This is a genomic window from Paenibacillus riograndensis SBR5, from assembly GCF_000981585.1.
GTDB lineage: Bacteria > Bacillota > Bacilli > Paenibacillales > Paenibacillaceae > Paenibacillus_AQ > Paenibacillus_AQ riograndensis.
In genome coordinates this window covers 5900464-5917434 of sequence record NZ_LN831776.1, presented here as the reverse complement: position 1 = coordinate 5917434, position 16971 = coordinate 5900464, and the positions used below count along the sequence as shown (strand labels likewise).

The following is a 16971-nucleotide window of genomic DNA, read 5'->3' as shown; positions in this document are numbered from 1 at the left end:
CTGGAGGCTCTAGCTCTGCATGATGTGAATTATTATCCCCGCTGCATTCACCGAATATGTCTGTGGATTAATTTTCGGTCCTCGTTCCGCTCCATCACGGCAATCAGTTGTCCCTGGAATACCCGGCGCTGAATCTGGTCAATCCGCTGCAGAGCCAGCTCGCAAGGGACCTGAAAAACTGCGGCAAGCTCCTGAATCGCATCTTCCCGCAGCTCGGGCAGTCTCATCTTCGAGATCATAGAGTAAGGCATGGCCGCATACAAAATAAACCGCTCCGATTCATCCTTCTCTGCTTGCGTGAATTGCTCAGGCATCAGTGTATGGCTGCCGGCATGACGGAGCAGGTGGCAAAGCTCATGCAGGAATTCCAGGCGCTGCAGTTCTTCAGGAAGCCGATTGTCGATGAACATGCTGTACATCCCGGCAGAGGCCTCAATCCCTTTACTCCTCACATCGAGATAATGAACCCAGATATTCAGGCGCTCGGCAATGTATGCAATTGATATTTGTGCCGGCTTCACGATCTCCAGCCGTTCATACAAATCCTCCGTCCACTTCTCCAGAGCAGTCATTTGATAATAGGAATGCATGTGCTTCACCTCAGATATAAGATCGTATGTTCGTATTTATGGTCAAAAGAAAAGCCCGGAGGGCTTAGTGGGTTCTGCGAACCTGTGTTCTTATGTATCTAAGCATAAAGCAATCAAACCTTAATATCAAGTGTTTTTCCTAAGTTTGGGTCCAAGCTCTGTGAAAGCATTTGCGCTAAATTCTGACCCTGGATTTCTGCCTGGTTCTTGGCAATGCTGAGGACCTGGAGGCCTACAGCCTGTTTCAGACCGGCCTGGTTCATCGATACCGATAGAGCGGCAATATCCATTTCGCACCTCCTAAACAAAGTTAGTGAGCGTTATGCCCTGAATACCGTAAAACCTGCCCCCAAAGGAAAAATTAGGTTTATTGGCTTCCCTTAGTATATCGACTGCACGGGCAAAATTGATTAGGTGAATGGTATTTCTTTGCCGATTGGCCCATACGGCCTGTTTCCCTTCTACATATTCTGTGCTGTAGTCAATATTTGTGAGGAGGAATGAATGATGGGAGCAGAATATGGTTGCGGTTGTAATAATGTTGGTGGTGTGAATCAGGGTCCTCCGGTGCCGGTTTGCAGTCCTTTTACTTCCACAGGTGCAATTCTGGTATTGTTCATTTTGCTGGTTATTATCACTAAAGCCTGTATATTCTAACCATTTGATCAGTGAGTGCCGCCCTGTCTGGCAATGTGCCGGATAGGGCTATTTCTTTTTTCTGCGGGCAGAAGGTCCGATCTGGCGTTTGATTTTTCCTGTGGCCTCATCCGTTTCAATGATATACAGTTCCTTGACCGTTCCTGCAAGCGCAAACCATTCTTTTAAGGCCTCCTCTTCAGACATAGGGCCATACAGTTTTTTTCCCCGATAACAGATATAGAACACCCTGGCTCTCCGCGTGTAGAATAATACCCCACCTATTTTACGCCTATTATCTGCATAGTTGCATAAGGAACATTAGTTCGCATGTATTGCATACAACTATTCCTGTTTCTTTAGAGGAAGGGGCTAATGCTAGCACAATAGGATATGGTATGGAAAAGCTGACCGGGCAGGCAATCGGGATCGTTGACATCTCCCCCTTTATTTGAAGATGAATTCTACCTGCGTACCGTCGGGCAGTCCCTCCAGCTGGTTGCCAACCCAGCTTCCGGCACCCCGGTTGTCGCTAGGCGTTATGTATTCAATGTCGGCTCCGCTGCCGCCTTCCTCGCACATGGCCATCGGCCATTCGTCACGGTCATAACCTTTTTTGGTGGGCACCCCCTTCAGAGATTCCTTGCGGTTTTCGTCTGCTTCCTGCCGTTCAATAGTGCAGATACTGGCCTCCCCGCTGCGGATGGCGTCCTGAATGTGCCGGGCTGTCTCCGGGAAACGGTCGCTCGGGAACCTCAACTGGACAACGTCTGTATCTTCTGCAGCCGGCCGGCTGCCAGGCAGATCACCGTTCTGTTCGTACCAGTAAGCGGCAATCAGGAGCAGCACTGTGATGATGAGACTTGGGATGAATTTCTTGGACTTCACGTTGCTGCCTCCTAAATTTTTGATAGCTAAGCTGAAAGCATGGCTTAAGTGGGTGAGCCACTGCTTCCATAAGCGTAGACTTAATTAGTATAGCTTAATTATAGCTTCCTTTAGAATACTGAAATTAGCAAAAGAAGGGGGGAACGGGTATAACAGATTTTTAAAAGCGTGCTGTATATTTATGCCGGTTTTATGTCATTTCGCCGTGCACTTGTCCGACAGTTCCCCATAAGATGTAGAAAAAAGGGATAGGATGGTGGAAAAGATGGAATCGCGCATCCTTCGGGATTTACTGGAATCTGCATCACGGCTGGTCGGGGATGTACAATGGCAGGCGGCATTCCGGAATGTGCAGATGGCCCCTGCAGATGCTGCGCTTGCGTCTCCGGCCCGGAAGCTGCTGCAAACGTTATACCGCTTGCAGGGACAAGGAATGATCAGCGGGCAGCATGATTATCTGGAGAGCCCGGATGAATTCAGTGCCAGGCTGAATACGACCAGCGGACAATATGCCGCGCTCCACGGCTATGAGCTGGGGGCGATTGAGAATCAGTCGGAGCAGCAGATCAGCAGCCAGCGGCAGGCAGTGGTAGACAGCGCAATCCGGTGGCATCAGGCGGGCGGAATCGTCACCATGAGCTATCATGAGAATTTGCCAGGGACCGCTCCGGCCTGGTCGAATGTCTCGATGAGCCTTAGCGAGGCGGATTTTGCCAAATATATCACCCCGGGTACCGTTCAGTACAAAGCGCTGATCGCGGAGCTGGACAAGACAGCCCAGTCTTTGAAAAAGCTTTCTAATGCGGGCGTGCCGGTGCTCTGGCGCCCCTACCATGAGATGAACGGCGGCTGGTTCTGGTGGGGCCAAAAAAGCTCGTTCAGCAAGCTGTGGAACCTCATGTTCGACCGGTACACAGCGTATCACAAGCTGCATAATCTGCTGTGGGTGTGGAGCCCCAATGCCAAAAACGAGTGGTCCGATGAACCGGCAGACTATTACCCCGGCGCCGGCAAGGTGGATGTGTTGGCGCTGGATATCTATGAAGCGGATTTCAAGCAGAGCCACCATGATGCCATGTGGAATCTGGGACGCGGCAAGCTGATCGCCATAGGCGAGAACGGGGAACTTCCGTCCCCGGCGGTGCTGGCCAAAACCCAGCATAAATGGTCCTACCAGATGAGCTGGGGAAAGCTGCTGTATGAGAAGAACAGCGATGCGGTCATCAAGGCTTTTATGAACGATTCCTTCGTGCTCACCAGGAAGGAATACGCGGCGAAGGCGGCGCAGTATGCCTCTATGCCTGAAGCTGGCCCCATGCCGGGCCTGTACGGGCAATATTACAGCAATGCATCGCTCAGCGGCACGCCGGCGTTCACCCGGACCGATTCCGGCATTAACTATATCTGGCGGCAGGCGGCCCCCGATCCGGCTCTCCCTGCTGATTTCTTCTCGGTGCGCTGGAGCGGCAGGCTGAGTGCCGCATACACGGAGAGCTACACGATTTATTCGTCCTCGGACGACGGCATCCGCGTGTGGATTGACGGCGTGCTGGTGATTGACAGCTGGATGAAGCAGAGCGGACAGGAGCGGCAGGGACAGGTGAATCTGATTGCCGGGAAGCTGCATGAGCTGAAGGTGGAGTATTATGAGAACCAGGGGGATGCGCGGGTGGTGCTGATGTGGGAAAGCCCCAGCCAGGTGAAAAGCGTCATCCCGGCCGGGGCCTTCTATCTTCCTTAAACAGGTTGGCCAGCGGGTTAGATTTGTTCCCGGTAGCTGATATTGTTGGCGATTTTCTCATTGCGTACGGCTTGGCGCAGCACATCCTTCACCGATTGGGGCTGGCGGATCCTGTGGAAAAGCAGCTGTGGCGATGAAGCATCGTCCGAGAATACAGTAAGTGTTCCGATACCCAGTATACGCTGGGGTATGGACTGGGCCACAGAAAAATCATTGACCCGCAGCAGCTCGATTTCTTCCACGTCCTTCCCGATCAGCCCGGTTTTGACCATAATGCGCTGGCTGGTGATGGTGTATGTGGTTGTATTCAGGCCCACGATGCCTTTGATGCGGTCGGAGATACCGGCCGGCTTGCCCTGCCATAACTTTGTTTCAGGTCCGGAGCCGGAACCTGGTGCGGCTCCGGATGACGCCCGGCGTTCAGGTGCAGCTGCGCCTCCGGTAGTGCTTGCGCCGCATTCTCCGCAAAATTTGGCCCCTTGCTTGTACTCTGCGCCACAGCTTGTGCAGTAAGGCATAAGCTATCTTCCTCTCTATCATTCATGTTGACATCATTATAGTATAACAAGGATTTCCAGTCACTACTGGGGATCTTTGTTGTTTGTACCTGCCCAAAATACGCTTCAATTCTGCAAAAAGTTTCATCTCTGCTACTTTTACATTATTTTCAGTTGCACTTTACAAAACTCGCTATTATTCTGTTAAGTGGAGGGATACTTAATATGAGACAAGCCTTACTGGCGGCGTTGCTGATGATGGTTGGTATTCTAAGCGCCTGCAGCAATAATAGCTCCGCGCCTGCTTCCCATGAAGAGGTGCAGGAGAACGTGCAAAATTTTTATAATGAAATGTCAAAGTTCGATGAAATGGGCAAGTCCTCATTGGAGGCATTCAACACAGCCTTAACTTCGTATTCAACAGGAAAAGCCAGTGACAGTGAGATGGAGAAAGCAGTGGATGATTTTCAGGACACCGCTTCGGATATCGCCGATGAAGTCAAGGATGTGAAGATCTCCAAAAGCCTGCCGGAGAACATCCAGAAGCTGCTTAAAGAATCGGTAATTGCCTTCCAGAGTGCGTATTCCATCAAGGAGAAAGCCTCGAAAAGTGCGGTTTCTCCGGATGTTACTGCCGAGGAGTTCCAGGACATGAACCAGCAGGCGGATGTAGCGATGCTGTATGGCATCTCCAAGCTGAATGAGGCCAGAGTGGCGGCAGGGCTGATTGAACCGGGAAGTGCGGCCACGGACACACTGGCTGGTGCAGGGACCGGGACTGCTGCGGATTCTAAACCGGGTACAGACAGCCAAGCCAATACAGGCACAACAGATATCCAGGTACATCCGCAGACCGGTAAGGGAACTTCCGTAACAGAGATTAAATAAAGCGAAACCCTGCTAAGGTAGAAACAAAGCTTCCCTGTCATTGGACAGCAAAAGGCGCTGCACAGCGAACACTGTGGGCGCCTTTTGCTTACGGTTCTGTCATTTTTTTCTGATTGCTTAACAAGCGGAAACTCGCATATAATACAAACATACGTTCGCTTTGTGTGGAGCGCAATAACTGAAATGAATCAGGTCATCCTTGGAGGAGGAAAAGCACAATGGGCAAGAAGCTGGAAGAGTACGGCCTGTGGGAGAGCAGCAGAGTGCTGCTGCCAGAGCACAAAAGCCGGATACCGAAGGATGAACGGGAGATGCTGAACCGAGGAAAGCCCGTTCTGGATGAGCAGAAGCTGGAGGAGATTGAATGCACGCTGGCGCTGTCGCTGCGGAGCCATGTCCGGGTAACAGTAGTGATGCATGATCCTTGCGGGAACAAGCAGCTGAACGGCTTTGTGACTTCCATTCACACCCACTCGCGTGAGATCAAGCTGCAGTGGGCGGAGGAATGGAAGTGGATTCAGGTCGATGATATTGTCGAAGCTTACATTGTCTGAGCGGCAGACTATTCTCCAAACTCTGCTTGCGATGAAGCAGGTGAGCAATGCTATATAAGTTGAACTTAAAGAATTCATAAAAAGGGCAGAAGTGCGGAGGGGAAGTTTGGAACTGGAAGAGCGGTAGCGTCCGCCTGAAAGCTTTCCGTAGGAAAGCTCGCATCGGAAGCATAATCAGTCACCGGATTTCAACCGCAAAAGGCGGTTCCAATCAAGAAATCTGGGGACAACAGCGGCTGGAAGTCCAAACATTCCCCGTAGTTACGACCATACCCCACAATGTAAAACTAAAGTTCAACTTATATAGTTGGAAAAAGGGAACTTATTTCTCCCCAAAATTAACAATTGTGAGCTTGAAGTGGAAAAAGGATACTTAATTGTGCCATATTCCTTCGTCAGAAGCGAAAAATGGCCTGAATTAGTTGCCCTTTTTCCACTTCATCTGCGGAGAATAGGATGCTTGAGCAAAATTAGTGCCCCTTTTTCCACTTGAAATTCGAAGGGTTCATCAAAATCCTGGTTTTATTTGTTGGAGTTGGGCTCAGTTCTCTCATAAGCGATCAGAGTCACCGGTTTGTTCCCGTTGATTTGGGCTATGGCCGCTTCAGCCTGGCGGATAATCTCCACCGCGTCTCCCTGATTGCCCAAGGCTGCCACCTTGTAGCTGTCACTGTGAATTTCCATGAGGTCTTCCCACCTTTCGCTTTTATATTGGCCTGTTTGGGCGGGAACCATCCGGGAAAACGGTAATCCATAAAGATGCAAATGCCCCGGATGCCCGGGGTTTTTTCTTTTACAATCAGGGAAAAGCGTACAAGCAACGGCGGAGCAGAAGGCATCTACTAAACCAGGGGGTGAGTAAATGCTGACTTTGGATCAGGTGAACAGTAAATCGGCAGCCCGGCTCGGCGGTCTTCATCCCGTCCTGCTGGCGGCTGCCCATGTTTTGATACAGCGTTGTTATGCCCGGGGCATCCCGATTATCATCACTCAGGGCTTGCGGACCATAGCTGAACAGAATGCCTTGTACGCGCAGGGCCGAACCAGGAAGGGACCGATTGTAACCAACGCGCGGGGCGGCAGCAGCTTTCATAATTACGGACTGGCGATGGACTTTGCACTGCTGCTGCCGGATGGACAGAACATCTCCTGGGACATGAGCCGGGATGGGGACGGAGACAAGCTCGCAGACTGGCAAGAGGTCGTACAGGAAGCCAAAAAGCTGGGACTTGAATGGGGCGGAGACTGGACTTCCTTTAAAGATTATTCCCATTTGCAGATGGCTTTTGGACTGAGTATTCAAGAGCTGAAGGCAGGCCGCCGCCCGGGCGCAGATCAGGTAAAAGAGGCTCTGAAACGGATCAACGGGGGTGAGGATGAAGTGAATAAGAGTGTGGAGATTTCGATCACCCTGAACGGAGTGAAGCTTACAGTCGGAGTATTGGATAACGGGACTACTTACGTCCCCATACGGGCATTGGCTGAAGCACTTGGAGCCAAGGTGACTTATGATCCGGCCAGCAAGACAGTGAATGTGGTGACAATATAAAATTTCTTGCATAGATTCGACGCCGCAGGGGGAAATTATCAGGGACAAACCACACAAGGGGGTACAACATCTTGAAGAAGCTGATAACAACCTTTGCCTGCGGCACCGTATTGTCCATGAGTCTGCTTGGCGTAGGATATGCATCCACCGCCACCGGTACAACTGGCTTTGACGGAACCGGCACCCGTATGATGAATGAGCAGGGCAACACCATGATGAACAACACCACTGGTACAACAGGCACAACTGGTACTATGCATAACCGCGCCGGAGAGAACTACAACGTCACACCGCTGTCCAACAACACACATACAGGCAGATACCGGGCTACCAGCACCACGACTAATACAACCACCGGCAGGGGCTCCAATTGGGGCTGGCTGGGATTGGTCGGTCTGCTCGGACTGGCTGGCATGAGAAGCAGAAGCGGCGAACGCGATCGCCATTAGTCGATCTGTTCAAGCTGCACATGGCCCATCGGCTCCGGCTGACCGGGCCTTTTTTGTTAACCCCAAACGTTATGGAAAATTTAGATTGCGTATCCCCCGGATACGTGATATCATATTTCTTGTCGCGTTATCAACGCATCTACCATGCCGGGGTGGCGGAATAGGCAGACGCACAGGACTTAAAATCCTGCGGTAGGTAACTACCGTACGGGTTCGACCCCCGTCCTCGGCATCCTTGATTTATAAAAAGAAAGAGCACATCCTAAATGATGTGCTCTTTCTTTTTATCCACTTTACACGACAGGTCCTGGAATTGCGGGGTCTGTCTTTTTTAGAAGGCATGAAGAAGGATATGTAAGACTGAAGACGAATTAAATGGATAATGAAAGTACTACAACTAGAGTACTAATGAGGTGTATGAAGGTAATTAATTCCGAGAGGTAAACTGCAGTTCATTGAAGAAATGAAGCGCATCTTTGAACCCCTGCAAATAAATGCTGCATTCGAGAATGGCTTGAAGAGAAATTTGAGAATTCTGTAAAGAAATAACGTATGCTGAATATCTTCAGAAACTGCTTGGCGTATTTGCTGGAGACATTGATCGTATTCTGCGGATAGTTTGGTATAGTCAGGGTTTGATTTGAAAGTGTACGGTACAACTCTTCTAAGCGAATGAGGATTAGAGGCTGGGTTAAAACCTCAATCGAATCATACATTATTATAACCTACGTTTTTAACTCTGTAAGGTCATTACATAACTCTGAGGGGTTAATTGTAAAGTGGAAATTTATCCCTATAAGGTTAATGAATTGGAGGGGCAAATGTGTTAAAAAGCAACCTGAGAGTACTAATGGCTGAACACAAAATTGACGACATCGCCGAACTAATGGAACGGTCTGGATTAAGCCGCAACTCAATTAATAAACTGTACAGGGAAACTAAACTTGAATCCATAAAGCTTGAAACCTTGTTTAAGCTGTGCGATACGTTCAAGTGCATGCTTTCGGATCTGGTGGAGTATGAGCCTGAGGGTTAGGGGCGGGTTGATGAAAAAGAATAAAAGAAGAATGAATGATAGTTCCTGTTCAAAAAAGGGGGACTGTCTCCAGAACCATGACATGCTCCCCATATAATAGGGGTATTATAGAATACCTGATATTACATTTTTATTGAAAGCGAATATAAGAATCTGACAGAAGGAACTAATACTAAATCTTTCTTGATAAGAGGAAAAGAGATTATCAATAACAAAAATAAGTCAATTAAAGATTATTAGAGAGTCTTGTTTCCCAAGTGAATGAATGTAAGAATTTGGCATTGTCTGTTGTGCAAGAGACTGAAATTATTAATGGATTACAGAATCTATTTAAATTGTAGGACTAAAAGTCAGCTTAGATGTTACACAAAAGTAGGAACCTATTTGCTTAGGGGGTATCAACTCGTGGTCAAGTAAGATAGTTCTCTAACATATAATGATTAGTGAAAATTGGATGGTAAGAAATCCGATGCCTAATTCATCATAGTCGGATAGTGGTAGGCCCTCGGACTTATTCGAGGGTTTTTTCTATGCCAAATCTAACCATAATTATGATATGGTAGAGGTGATGCAACTGTAATATAGGAATTTTAGAATAATGATCAAATTGTATGTCGAATATTCTAGGTATATAGTACTTTTATATACTGCATGAGGTGGATCAATTATGGCCAAAACGAATTACGCAGAAGGCAGGCAGGTGGCACATATACTGCGAGGACTGTTTATTCTTGGAGGATTAGGGATTTATTTTAGTATTCCGGGATTGCACTGGGGATTTTTCTTTGGTATTTTATTTGGCTCTATCATTCTTGGAGAGGTCTTCGGCGGCATGTTGACCCGTAAGAGTCGGAGGGAAAAGAAGGCAAGGAAGTCTACCAAGAGTGCTAATGTGAGGCGGAGTAACACAATCAAAACTAAGAATAATGCTAATAGTCCTTCGGTTAAAACACCTACAAAAAAGTTAACAGATGCACAGATTATTAAAGCAGATGTAAGGACATTATCCGGTACTGATTTCGAAAGGTTAATGGAGCTGTACTACATAGATCAAGGCTATACCGTACAACGAGTCGGAGGTTCCGGTGATCATGAAGTGGATTTAATCCTCAAAGGCAAAGAGGGGTACAAAATCGCCGTGCAGTGCAAGCGCTGGAAACAGGATGTCGGAAATGATATTGTGCTGCGGCTTAAGGCTGGTAAGCAGGTTCATGGTTGTTATGATGCTTGGATAGTGACAACCAGTAATTTCACAAAGGCAGCTAAAAATACAAGGCGAGGTAAAGTGTAAGTATACAGTTTAAGGAATTTTTGAAAAATAATTAGTTGCAAGGTGGTCTGTTTATGGAACAAGTTATTCTACACCTATCGGATCTTCATTTTGGCTCTGAACGAGGAAACGTGTCGAAAATTGCAAAACGTGCTCTTTGCCTTAATAACTTGCTTGAATGCATAAAAGAGCGACCACCCGAATGGCAACCAACTTTAATATGTATTTCTGGAGATATTGGATATTCCGGTTCAGCTGAAGATTATGTAGAGGCCAGTGATTGGTTGTCGAGATTACTGGAAGTTAATATTATGTGCTGGAAATCATGATGTTAATCGTACAGAAACTAGAGGGTTATCTTATCCGTCTAATCCAGATACTGCTGATAAATGGTTGGAGTGGCCAGTCCCACCTCATATTTTAAAGCCTTTCGAACATTTTACTTCCTTTTGTAAATCGTTTGGTATTATTCCCTTTAAAATTCTAAATGACGAGCATTATCTTGTAGGTGCTAGAGAAGTAAATGGTGTACGTTTTGTAAGTTTTAACTCATCTTGGTTTTGTTTAGATAATGACGACAAGTCTAAATTATGGGTAGGACTTCCACATATTCAAGCGGTGGAAAACGATGGATTTCTTAAGCTTAAACGAGACTCGACTGATTTCCCATGTATTGCTCTCATCCATCATCCGCGCGAATGGTTAAATGATAGTGAACATACAGGATATGCTCTGGGAAATCGTCCAAGCACAATTGATTATCTAGCCGCAAGATGCGATCTTATTCTAACTGGTCATACCCATGGAGGCATCAGGAAACCAGATAAGATAGCAGATGCTGCATGGAATCTTACTGCTGGAGCTGCATTTGATAATCCTGGACATTTTAATAACTTTTCTATAATAAAAGTTAAAGAAAGTGGATTTTCTTTGCGGAGATTTGAATTTGATCCAAGAGCAAGTGATCGTCCTTGGGAAGAAAAAAGAACACCAGATTTCTTCAATTTTGGTGCTTATGTTTCTAATGATAATCCAACAAAAGATTCAGATGTCATAATCGGATCGCATGTTAGTGAAATTCAGCCAATAAATTCCCAGGTACTCTCTTTCTCTCAATTCCCTTTAGAACTAATCAACCAAAGAATAGAATATGAAGTTGATTTACTACGGAAATCTCGATATTTTATTGAGTTTGATACAGTGGAGTCTTCACTAGTTCTTTTAACAAAACTAATTGAAGGGGAACTTATTGGAGGGAGCAATAGTTTAAGAAGTCAAGCAATAGCCTTGTGTGTACGCTTTATGGTACGAACATATGATATATCTAAGTTGGAAGAATATCTTAAAATTGCAATTTCAATGGGTAGTTGTAAGGAAATCGAAATTGCGAAAGCATTTATTTACTCACAGAAAGGTGAACTGAAAAATGCTTTAAGTCTCTTAGCCGGTATTGATTCACCAGATTCTCGTTCAGCAGCAATGATGATTATTTCTCATCATGAAGGAGCTGAGAAAGCGGTTAATTGGCCCCAGGTTGCTGGAATAAAAATAGTAGATCTAGATTTAGCGGGCAAAGTATTTTTTCTATCCAATCTGCTTGAACTTGCACGTTGGAGTGACGCAATGGAGATTGTTGACAAATTAACTGAAAAAGATAAGGATGAATCACCAGTTCTCTATCATCTGGTGGCAATTGTATATCTCACAAGTGCGATTCCATTGGAATTAAAAGCCACAGTGCTTCATCAATTACCAATAGATGTTAGGAACTTTCCGTTAGCATCAGATGAAAGTGCTATTCAAGCTCGTCGGATTGCACATCGAAACTTTATCAAAGCTGCTGAAATTGAAGATCAACTTAAGCTTACCACTGCAAGAATGATGGACGATGAATATGCAATTTGGCTAGAAATGACTGAACCGGAATTTTATAACAAAGGGAGAAGACGCTTAGAGGAGAAATTACGTGATCCTAGAACTTCTCTTCGACTTGTGCCTTTAGGGCTTCAGTTCGGGATTAAATTGGATCTTATAATGGTCGAACAGGAGATCGAACGACAAATTGCTCTCAATGGTGGTATTACTCGTGACGCAGCGATGGCTCGCTTTGCGCTTGCTTTTACCCAAAAAAGTCCAGAAGACATTGCAAATTATGTGGTTCGACACTCTGAAGAACTTGAGACTTACTTTGATAGAAAATCACTTTGTTTTCTCCAAATTGATATGTTTTCAAAAGCTGGGTTTGCTGATAAGGCTAACGCTGAGCTAGATAGACTATTAAAAGAAGGACTTTCTACCGATGAGGAAAATCGTTTGCGCAGTATTATAGCTGAAGCTGAAGAAACAGATATATTAGAAATTCGAAAAGCTCAATATAAACAAACTGGTTCATTAAGTGATTTATATAGTTTAGTAGAGGAACTTGAAGCTAAAGAAGAATGGAACAGTCTCTGTATGTACGGGGAGATTTTGTTTCAGAAGACGCGTACTATCCAAGATGCAGAGCTCTATGCAACGGCTTTGAATAACGCACAAGAAACAAAGCTGCTTGTTGAGATGGTAAAAGCTAATATAGAGTTCTTGCCACAATCTAACAAATTGCATTTAATGTATTGCTGGGCTCTTTATTTTGAGGGGGAATTACTTGAGTCTCGTTCTGAATTCGAGAAAATAAGAAATTATATAAAGGATAGCAACTACCGTGCCTTACAAGTTAACTTAGGAATAGCTCTTGGTGAGTGGCACTATCTTACTGCTTTTGTGGCTAACGAATATATAGAGAAAGAAAATAGAAGTGCTCGTGAATTGATAAACACTGCTCAACTTGCTTTTCACATAACTTCACCCCATGCAAAGGAATTGATGTTTTCAGCAGTAGAAATGGGTGAGGACGATGCCAATGTATTAACTGCTGCATACTTTTTGGCCACTAATGCAGGTTGGGAAAATGATTTAAATATTTCTCAATGGCTACAGAAGGCTGCAGATGTTTCATGTGATGACGACGGTCCACTTCAACGAATGTCACTTAAAGATTTAATAGATCTAAAGCCTGAATGGGATTTGCGAGAATCAGAAACGTGGCAGTCATTAAGACGTAGAGAAATCCCGCAGTTTCTTGCAGCAGAATTGCTAAATAGATCATTAATAAGTTTAATGTTATTTCCAGCACTTTTAAATTTGTCAGAGGGAGATCCAAGACGTAAATCTACTATTCTAGCCTATAGTGGCAATCGACAATTAAGAGACTTCGAGAATGTTAAAGTTGTAGGCTTAGATGTTACTGTATTGCTCACTTTAGGTTTTCTAGATCTCTTGGAAAAAGTACTAGATTCTTTTCAAAAAGTTTATCTTCCACATTCAACACTCCACTGGCTGTTCGAAGAGAAACAAAAGGTCTCATTCCATCAACCAAGTCGGATCAGAGATGCTCATAAAGTTAATAATTTGATCTCAACGGGTGTTTTGGAGAAATTTGTTCAAACTACAATTATGGATAGTGATTTATCAAACCAGGTTGGCGATACTCTTGCGAAGCTAATATCAGAAGCTGAAAAAGAGCGAGAGGATAATACACAATGTATTGTAGTCAGGTCTTTCCCTGTCCATCGTCTCAATTCACTTATGGAAGAATATGCTGATTTGACGGGACATACAACTACAATGAGTAGTTGTAGAGCTATTGTGGATAAGTTACGACAGAAAGGACAAATTACTATTGAAGAATATAAAAGAGCAATTGCTTATTTACAATTTCAAGAGAAACCTTGGCCAGAACAGCCTGAAGTTAAAGATGGTGCGATTCTCTATTTAGATGATTTGACTGTTAACTATTTTCTACACCTTGGATTGCTTGAAAAAATTCAAAAGGCAGGATTTAAGATAATTGTATCATCTAGAGAAGCGCTAGAAGCTATCGAACTAATCTCTTATGAGAGTATTTCGAGTGATGTTATGGCAGTAATAGAGCGGATAAGATCTGTTGTGAGTTCAGGGATTCAAAATGGAAAAATTAAGATTGGAAGAAGACAGAATATTAGTGATTTGGACAAGCAATCAATATCTGATCACCCAACTGTGAGTGTAATATCATTGGCGAATTACTGTGATGCTATTATTTCTGATGATCGGTTTCTTAATCAACATGAGTCTATAGATAACGGCAATGCTCAAGCACTAGTCCTATCATCGTTGGACATACTGGACATGCTCGTCTCCAAAGAAATGATCAATTTCGACGAGAGATTGGAGCTAAGAACTAAATTAAGACAGGCAGGTTATTTCTGTGTGCCTATAACTGATCAAGAATTGGAAGCTTCACTCATTGGGGCTTCAGTCTTGGAAGGAGTTATTATAGAAACAGCTGAGTTAAAAGCCATCCGGGAAAACATTTTAAATGTTAAAATGTACGATTGGCTGCAGATTCCTGAAGAAGCTTTTTGGCTTGAAACCTATTTTCGAGTGTTCATTAGAGTGCTAATGAATTTATGGGAAAAGGAAGCGGATTTAGCCAATGTTAAGGCATACTCTAACTGGTTATTGGATTTGATAGACATTCGAGGATGGAGTCATTTCTACGAGAGTGAAAGTGCGGATGATCTTATTAGGAATGGACGAGGCGGATTTATCTTGATGCTACTCACCCCCACTTCCGACATGCCCAAAGAAACGAAAACAGCATATTGGGATTGGTTGGACGAGAGAGTTTCAATTCCTATCAAAGATGAATCCCGAGATCTATACTCATGGATTGTAGATTGGCAAAAAAATTGGATTTCAGAAGTGCCAGAAAAAGAAATAGAGCTAATCAGTTCAAAGAACCAGGTGAGTACTCATAACGTTAAATCATCGGTTGCGTTGTTAATGTTAAACCAAATGTCTCCAACATTACGTAATTCTATACTTGAAGATCAACTATTATGTAAGGAATACGGCATAGACGAGAACTATTATCTTATAGTAATTGATTCTAGACTTTCGTTTCAACGCTCCGAACTTTATCAAGCAATTCGGAAAGTTTACTTAGGAACATCAGAAGTGACGGTAATAGATAAGGATAGAACCGAATGGGTGTTAAAGTTGCAGGATCAAAAGTCTACTTCCCTCCTTGTGCTTTCTCAGGGTATACAGAGTTTTAGTTTGTCTCAGTTTACTGAGTTTTCTGAGGATAGAACAATCCGTTTGCAATCATTTGAAAAGGTATCGTTTAGAGTCAATTTACCAACTTATGAACGAGATACTTGGAGGCGAATTCTTTCAGAACGTGCTTTTAATGATGATGAAATAGAAAGGTTTCATAACGATCTTCACGATACGCCCTTTCATATAGCGCGTTCAATCCGAGAAACTTTTAAAAATGGTAATGTAAATGTGTCATCATTAGTTCCAACTTCTAGGATATATTATGAAAGAATGGTGGGATATTATGACGGTAGTCTATCAATTTTTGAATATGCCACAGGGGTAGGCAGACAACACTTTAAACAATTATTAGAATGGAATTCATACAATGGTCTTCTATTATGCTTATATCTGTCATTGCATGCAGACCTCACTGCTGAGATAAATTTAAAAAAAATGAATAGTGAAGAACTTATTCGGGCTTTTAATTTTATAGAAAAATATGGGGATATGGTCTCGCAAATAGGTGTTGTTGAAATTGGTTTGCGAGTCCTTTCAGAGTTACCTGAGATTGAACCAATTATTGCTCGTATTATTAAACGTATTAGAGACGATAATGTTTATGGTGAGGATAGCAGTTTTAAATTACTCTCAGCATTGTTTATTCTAGTGGATGGGGAATTGTCAAGAATTAAGCTGTTTTCAGAGGAGCCTCCTTTCTATAGAAGGTTAGCTTCATTATCACAAGCTGCATTAATTCATCGTCAACTTGTGAATTCCAATATTGATATTGAACATTTTTATAAGTGGGCTTTCTATATTCGTTCAGAGTATTATTACGTTCAAACACTTGCTGATATGCGTTTAGAGCCTCGTTGGAACCCTGATTTTGCTTCACCATCTCAATTCAAGGCTGAATTCATTGGAAGGATACTAAATGCAGTCAAGATTTACGAAAAAAATCTCAATAAGGGTGAACTTTATGATCTTGTAATTGGAAGTGATTCTAAGGCATTACTCAATGAAAAAAACAACTTGTTTTATCCAGGACCATTAGAGGGTATGCTTGACAGTTCAAATATTCTACCATTTGAGCTTGAAGAGTTGATACAGACACAACTTAGTAGAGAGGAAGTAGAACCTTCATCATTTATTGCCTTAGTAAACACTGCTTTTATTTTTAAAATTGAAAAAAAATATGCAGAACTTGCTGCTAGTACTTTAAAATTAGGCAGTTATCAGTTTGCTAACGTAGAAGGTAGGGAGCAGTTATTAGCTACATTAAATGGTTTATCTGTTGTTGCAGCTGTTGCTAGAAGTGAATCCCTAGCTAATGAATTACAGATTCTTGTGAGAAGGTATAGACATGATTCCCAGTATAAGTTGTCAATAGAAGAGGCTATTAGAACATGTCTGGTTGCTGCGGCAAGTTATGAGGACCTAAATAGCTGGAGAGAGTTTGTGGGGAAGTGGTTTACTGAAATGGCGTTTAGCCAATTGGAAGGTAATGAGGGAGAAGTTTTTCTTTCTTTTCTGCAAGATCTTTTTCATGTAGTGCCAGAACTATGGTTTACGTGTGGAAAAGTCGATGCTGCCTTGAGGGCATATATTTCTAGTCGTAGTTTATAATTTGAGTATATCTCTTTTAGGACAGTGCCCTGACCATCACGCCAGAGCGCATCACTGGCAGCGCAGGGTTCGCTTTCATACAACAAAGGGCAGTAACTCAAAGCTTCTACCATTCATTATTTT

The 16971-nt window shown here is 43.9% G+C and carries 16 protein-coding genes and 1 tRNA gene; 11 read left to right on the top strand and 6 right to left on the bottom strand.

The window, feature by feature from the left end:
• Positions 1–47: 47 nt before the first annotated feature.
• A complete protein-coding gene (locus PRIO_RS25090) occupies positions 48–572 on the bottom strand; it encodes an ImmA/IrrE family metallo-endopeptidase (protein WP_231869752.1) in 525 nt (174 codons plus the stop codon).
• A 131-nt stretch (positions 573–703) separates the two neighbouring features.
• Positions 704–880 (bottom strand): YjfB family protein, encoded by a 177-nt coding sequence (locus PRIO_RS35090; protein WP_020427803.1) that lies wholly within the window; start codon positions 878–880, stop codon positions 704–706.
• Positions 881–1094: 214 nt separating this feature from the next.
• On the opposite strand from PRIO_RS35090, the gene PRIO_RS36245 reads away from it, so the two are divergent.
• Positions 1095–1247: a hypothetical protein gene (locus PRIO_RS36245; RefSeq protein WP_157764361.1), complete on the top strand. Its 153-nt coding sequence runs from the start codon at positions 1095–1097 to the stop codon at positions 1245–1247.
• Positions 1248–1295: 48 nt separating this feature from the next.
• Here PRIO_RS36245 and PRIO_RS36240 read toward each other — a convergent pair whose 3' ends face one another.
• Together PRIO_RS36240 and PRIO_RS25080 are read right to left on the bottom strand one after the other, a co-directional pair.
• Positions 1296–1433, bottom strand: a complete 138-nt coding sequence (locus tag PRIO_RS36240) for a hypothetical protein (protein WP_167345665.1) — start codon at positions 1431–1433, stop codon at positions 1296–1298.
• Between the two features lie 240 nt (positions 1434–1673).
• Positions 1674–2114 (bottom strand): NucA/NucB deoxyribonuclease domain-containing protein, encoded by a 441-nt coding sequence (locus PRIO_RS25080; protein WP_020427800.1) that lies wholly within the window; start codon positions 2112–2114, stop codon positions 1674–1676.
• A gap of 265 nt (positions 2115–2379) precedes the next feature.
• Here PRIO_RS25080 and PRIO_RS25075 point away from each other — a divergent pair, with 265 nt between their 5' ends.
• Positions 2380–3855, top strand: coding sequence for a glycosyl hydrolase (locus PRIO_RS25075; protein WP_039787469.1), 1476 nt, complete (start codon positions 2380–2382; stop codon positions 3853–3855).
• A gap of 17 nt (positions 3856–3872) precedes the next feature.
• Here the strand turns inward: PRIO_RS25075 and PRIO_RS34095 are convergent, their stop codons facing one another.
• Complete coding sequence (locus PRIO_RS34095) at positions 3873–4373, bottom strand: zinc ribbon domain-containing protein (RefSeq protein WP_020427798.1); 501 nt, start codon at positions 4371–4373, stop codon at positions 3873–3875.
• A gap of 204 nt (positions 4374–4577) precedes the next feature.
• Between PRIO_RS34095 and PRIO_RS25065 the strand changes: the two genes are divergently transcribed.
• Both PRIO_RS25065 and PRIO_RS25060 read left to right on the top strand, forming a co-directional pair.
• Entirely contained in the window at positions 4578–5240 is a 663-nt protein-coding gene (locus PRIO_RS25065; RefSeq protein ID WP_020427797.1) for a hypothetical protein, read from the top strand.
• 218 nt (positions 5241–5458) lie between these two features.
• Complete coding sequence (locus PRIO_RS25060) at positions 5459–5794, top strand: YolD-like family protein (RefSeq protein ID WP_020427796.1); 336 nt, start codon at positions 5459–5461, stop codon at positions 5792–5794.
• Positions 5795–6316: 522 nt separating this feature from the next.
• Here the strand turns inward: PRIO_RS25060 and PRIO_RS36235 are convergent.
• Positions 6317–6478: a hypothetical protein gene (locus PRIO_RS36235; protein WP_020430257.1), complete on the bottom strand. Its 162-nt coding sequence runs from the start codon at positions 6476–6478 to the stop codon at positions 6317–6319.
• A 178-nt stretch (positions 6479–6656) separates the two neighbouring features.
• Between PRIO_RS36235 and PRIO_RS25055 the strand changes: the two genes are divergently transcribed.
• The 7 genes from PRIO_RS25055 (at position 6657) to PRIO_RS36445 (ending at position 16848) form a co-directional block, all read left to right on the top strand.
• Complete coding sequence (locus PRIO_RS25055; protein ID WP_020430258.1) at positions 6657–7343, top strand: M15 family metallopeptidase; 687 nt, start codon at positions 6657–6659, stop codon at positions 7341–7343.
• A gap of 71 nt (positions 7344–7414) precedes the next feature.
• Positions 7415–7792, top strand: a complete 378-nt coding sequence (locus tag PRIO_RS36450) for a WGxxGxxG family protein (RefSeq protein ID WP_020430259.1) — start codon at positions 7415–7417, stop codon at positions 7790–7792.
• A gap of 146 nt (positions 7793–7938) precedes the next feature.
• Positions 7939–8024: transfer RNA gene (locus PRIO_RS25045), tRNA-Leu, on the top strand.
• 591 nt (positions 8025–8615) lie between these two features.
• Complete coding sequence (locus PRIO_RS25040) at positions 8616–8828, top strand: helix-turn-helix domain-containing protein (protein WP_046505225.1); 213 nt, start codon at positions 8616–8618, stop codon at positions 8826–8828.
• 667 nt (positions 8829–9495) lie between these two features.
• Entirely contained in the window at positions 9496–10119 is a 624-nt protein-coding gene (locus PRIO_RS25035) for a restriction endonuclease (RefSeq protein ID WP_046505223.1), read from the top strand.
• A 53-nt stretch (positions 10120–10172) separates the two neighbouring features.
• Positions 10173–10427, top strand: a complete 255-nt coding sequence (locus PRIO_RS35720) for a metallophosphoesterase (protein ID WP_144412134.1) — start codon at positions 10173–10175, stop codon at positions 10425–10427.
• Between the two features lie 64 nt (positions 10428–10491).
• Positions 10492–16848: a metallophosphoesterase family protein gene (locus PRIO_RS36445; RefSeq protein WP_197545363.1), complete on the top strand. Its 6357-nt coding sequence runs from the start codon at positions 10492–10494 to the stop codon at positions 16846–16848.
• Positions 16849–16971 lie beyond the last annotated feature (123 nt).

Coding starts and splice junctions, on each gene's coding strand:
- PRIO_RS25090 (WP_231869752.1), bottom strand. CDS start 572: ATGACTGCTCTGGAGAAGTGGACGGAGGATTTGTATGAACGGCTGGAG.
- PRIO_RS35090 (WP_020427803.1), bottom strand. CDS start 880: ATGGATATTGCCGCTCTATCGGTATCGATGAACCAGGCCGGTCTGAAA.
- PRIO_RS36245 (WP_157764361.1), top strand. CDS start 1,095: ATGATGGGAGCAGAATATGGTTGCGGTTGTAATAATGTTGGTGGTGTG.
- PRIO_RS36240 (WP_167345665.1), bottom strand. CDS start 1,433: ATGTCTGAAGAGGAGGCCTTAAAAGAATGGTTTGCGCTTGCAGGAACG.
- PRIO_RS25075 (WP_039787469.1), top strand. CDS start 2,380: ATGGAATCGCGCATCCTTCGGGATTTACTGGAATCTGCATCACGGCTG.
- PRIO_RS34095 (WP_020427798.1), bottom strand. CDS start 4,373: ATGCCTTACTGCACAAGCTGTGGCGCAGAGTACAAGCAAGGGGCCAAA.
- PRIO_RS25065 (WP_020427797.1), top strand. CDS start 4,578: ATGAGACAAGCCTTACTGGCGGCGTTGCTGATGATGGTTGGTATTCTA.
- PRIO_RS25060 (WP_020427796.1), top strand. CDS start 5,459: ATGGGCAAGAAGCTGGAAGAGTACGGCCTGTGGGAGAGCAGCAGAGTG.
- PRIO_RS36235 (WP_020430257.1), bottom strand. CDS start 6,478: ATGGAAATTCACAGTGACAGCTACAAGGTGGCAGCCTTGGGCAATCAG.
- PRIO_RS25055 (WP_020430258.1), top strand. CDS start 6,657: ATGCTGACTTTGGATCAGGTGAACAGTAAATCGGCAGCCCGGCTCGGC.
- PRIO_RS25035 (WP_046505223.1), top strand. CDS start 9,496: ATGGCCAAAACGAATTACGCAGAAGGCAGGCAGGTGGCACATATACTG.
- PRIO_RS35720 (WP_144412134.1), top strand. CDS start 10,173: ATGGAACAAGTTATTCTACACCTATCGGATCTTCATTTTGGCTCTGAA.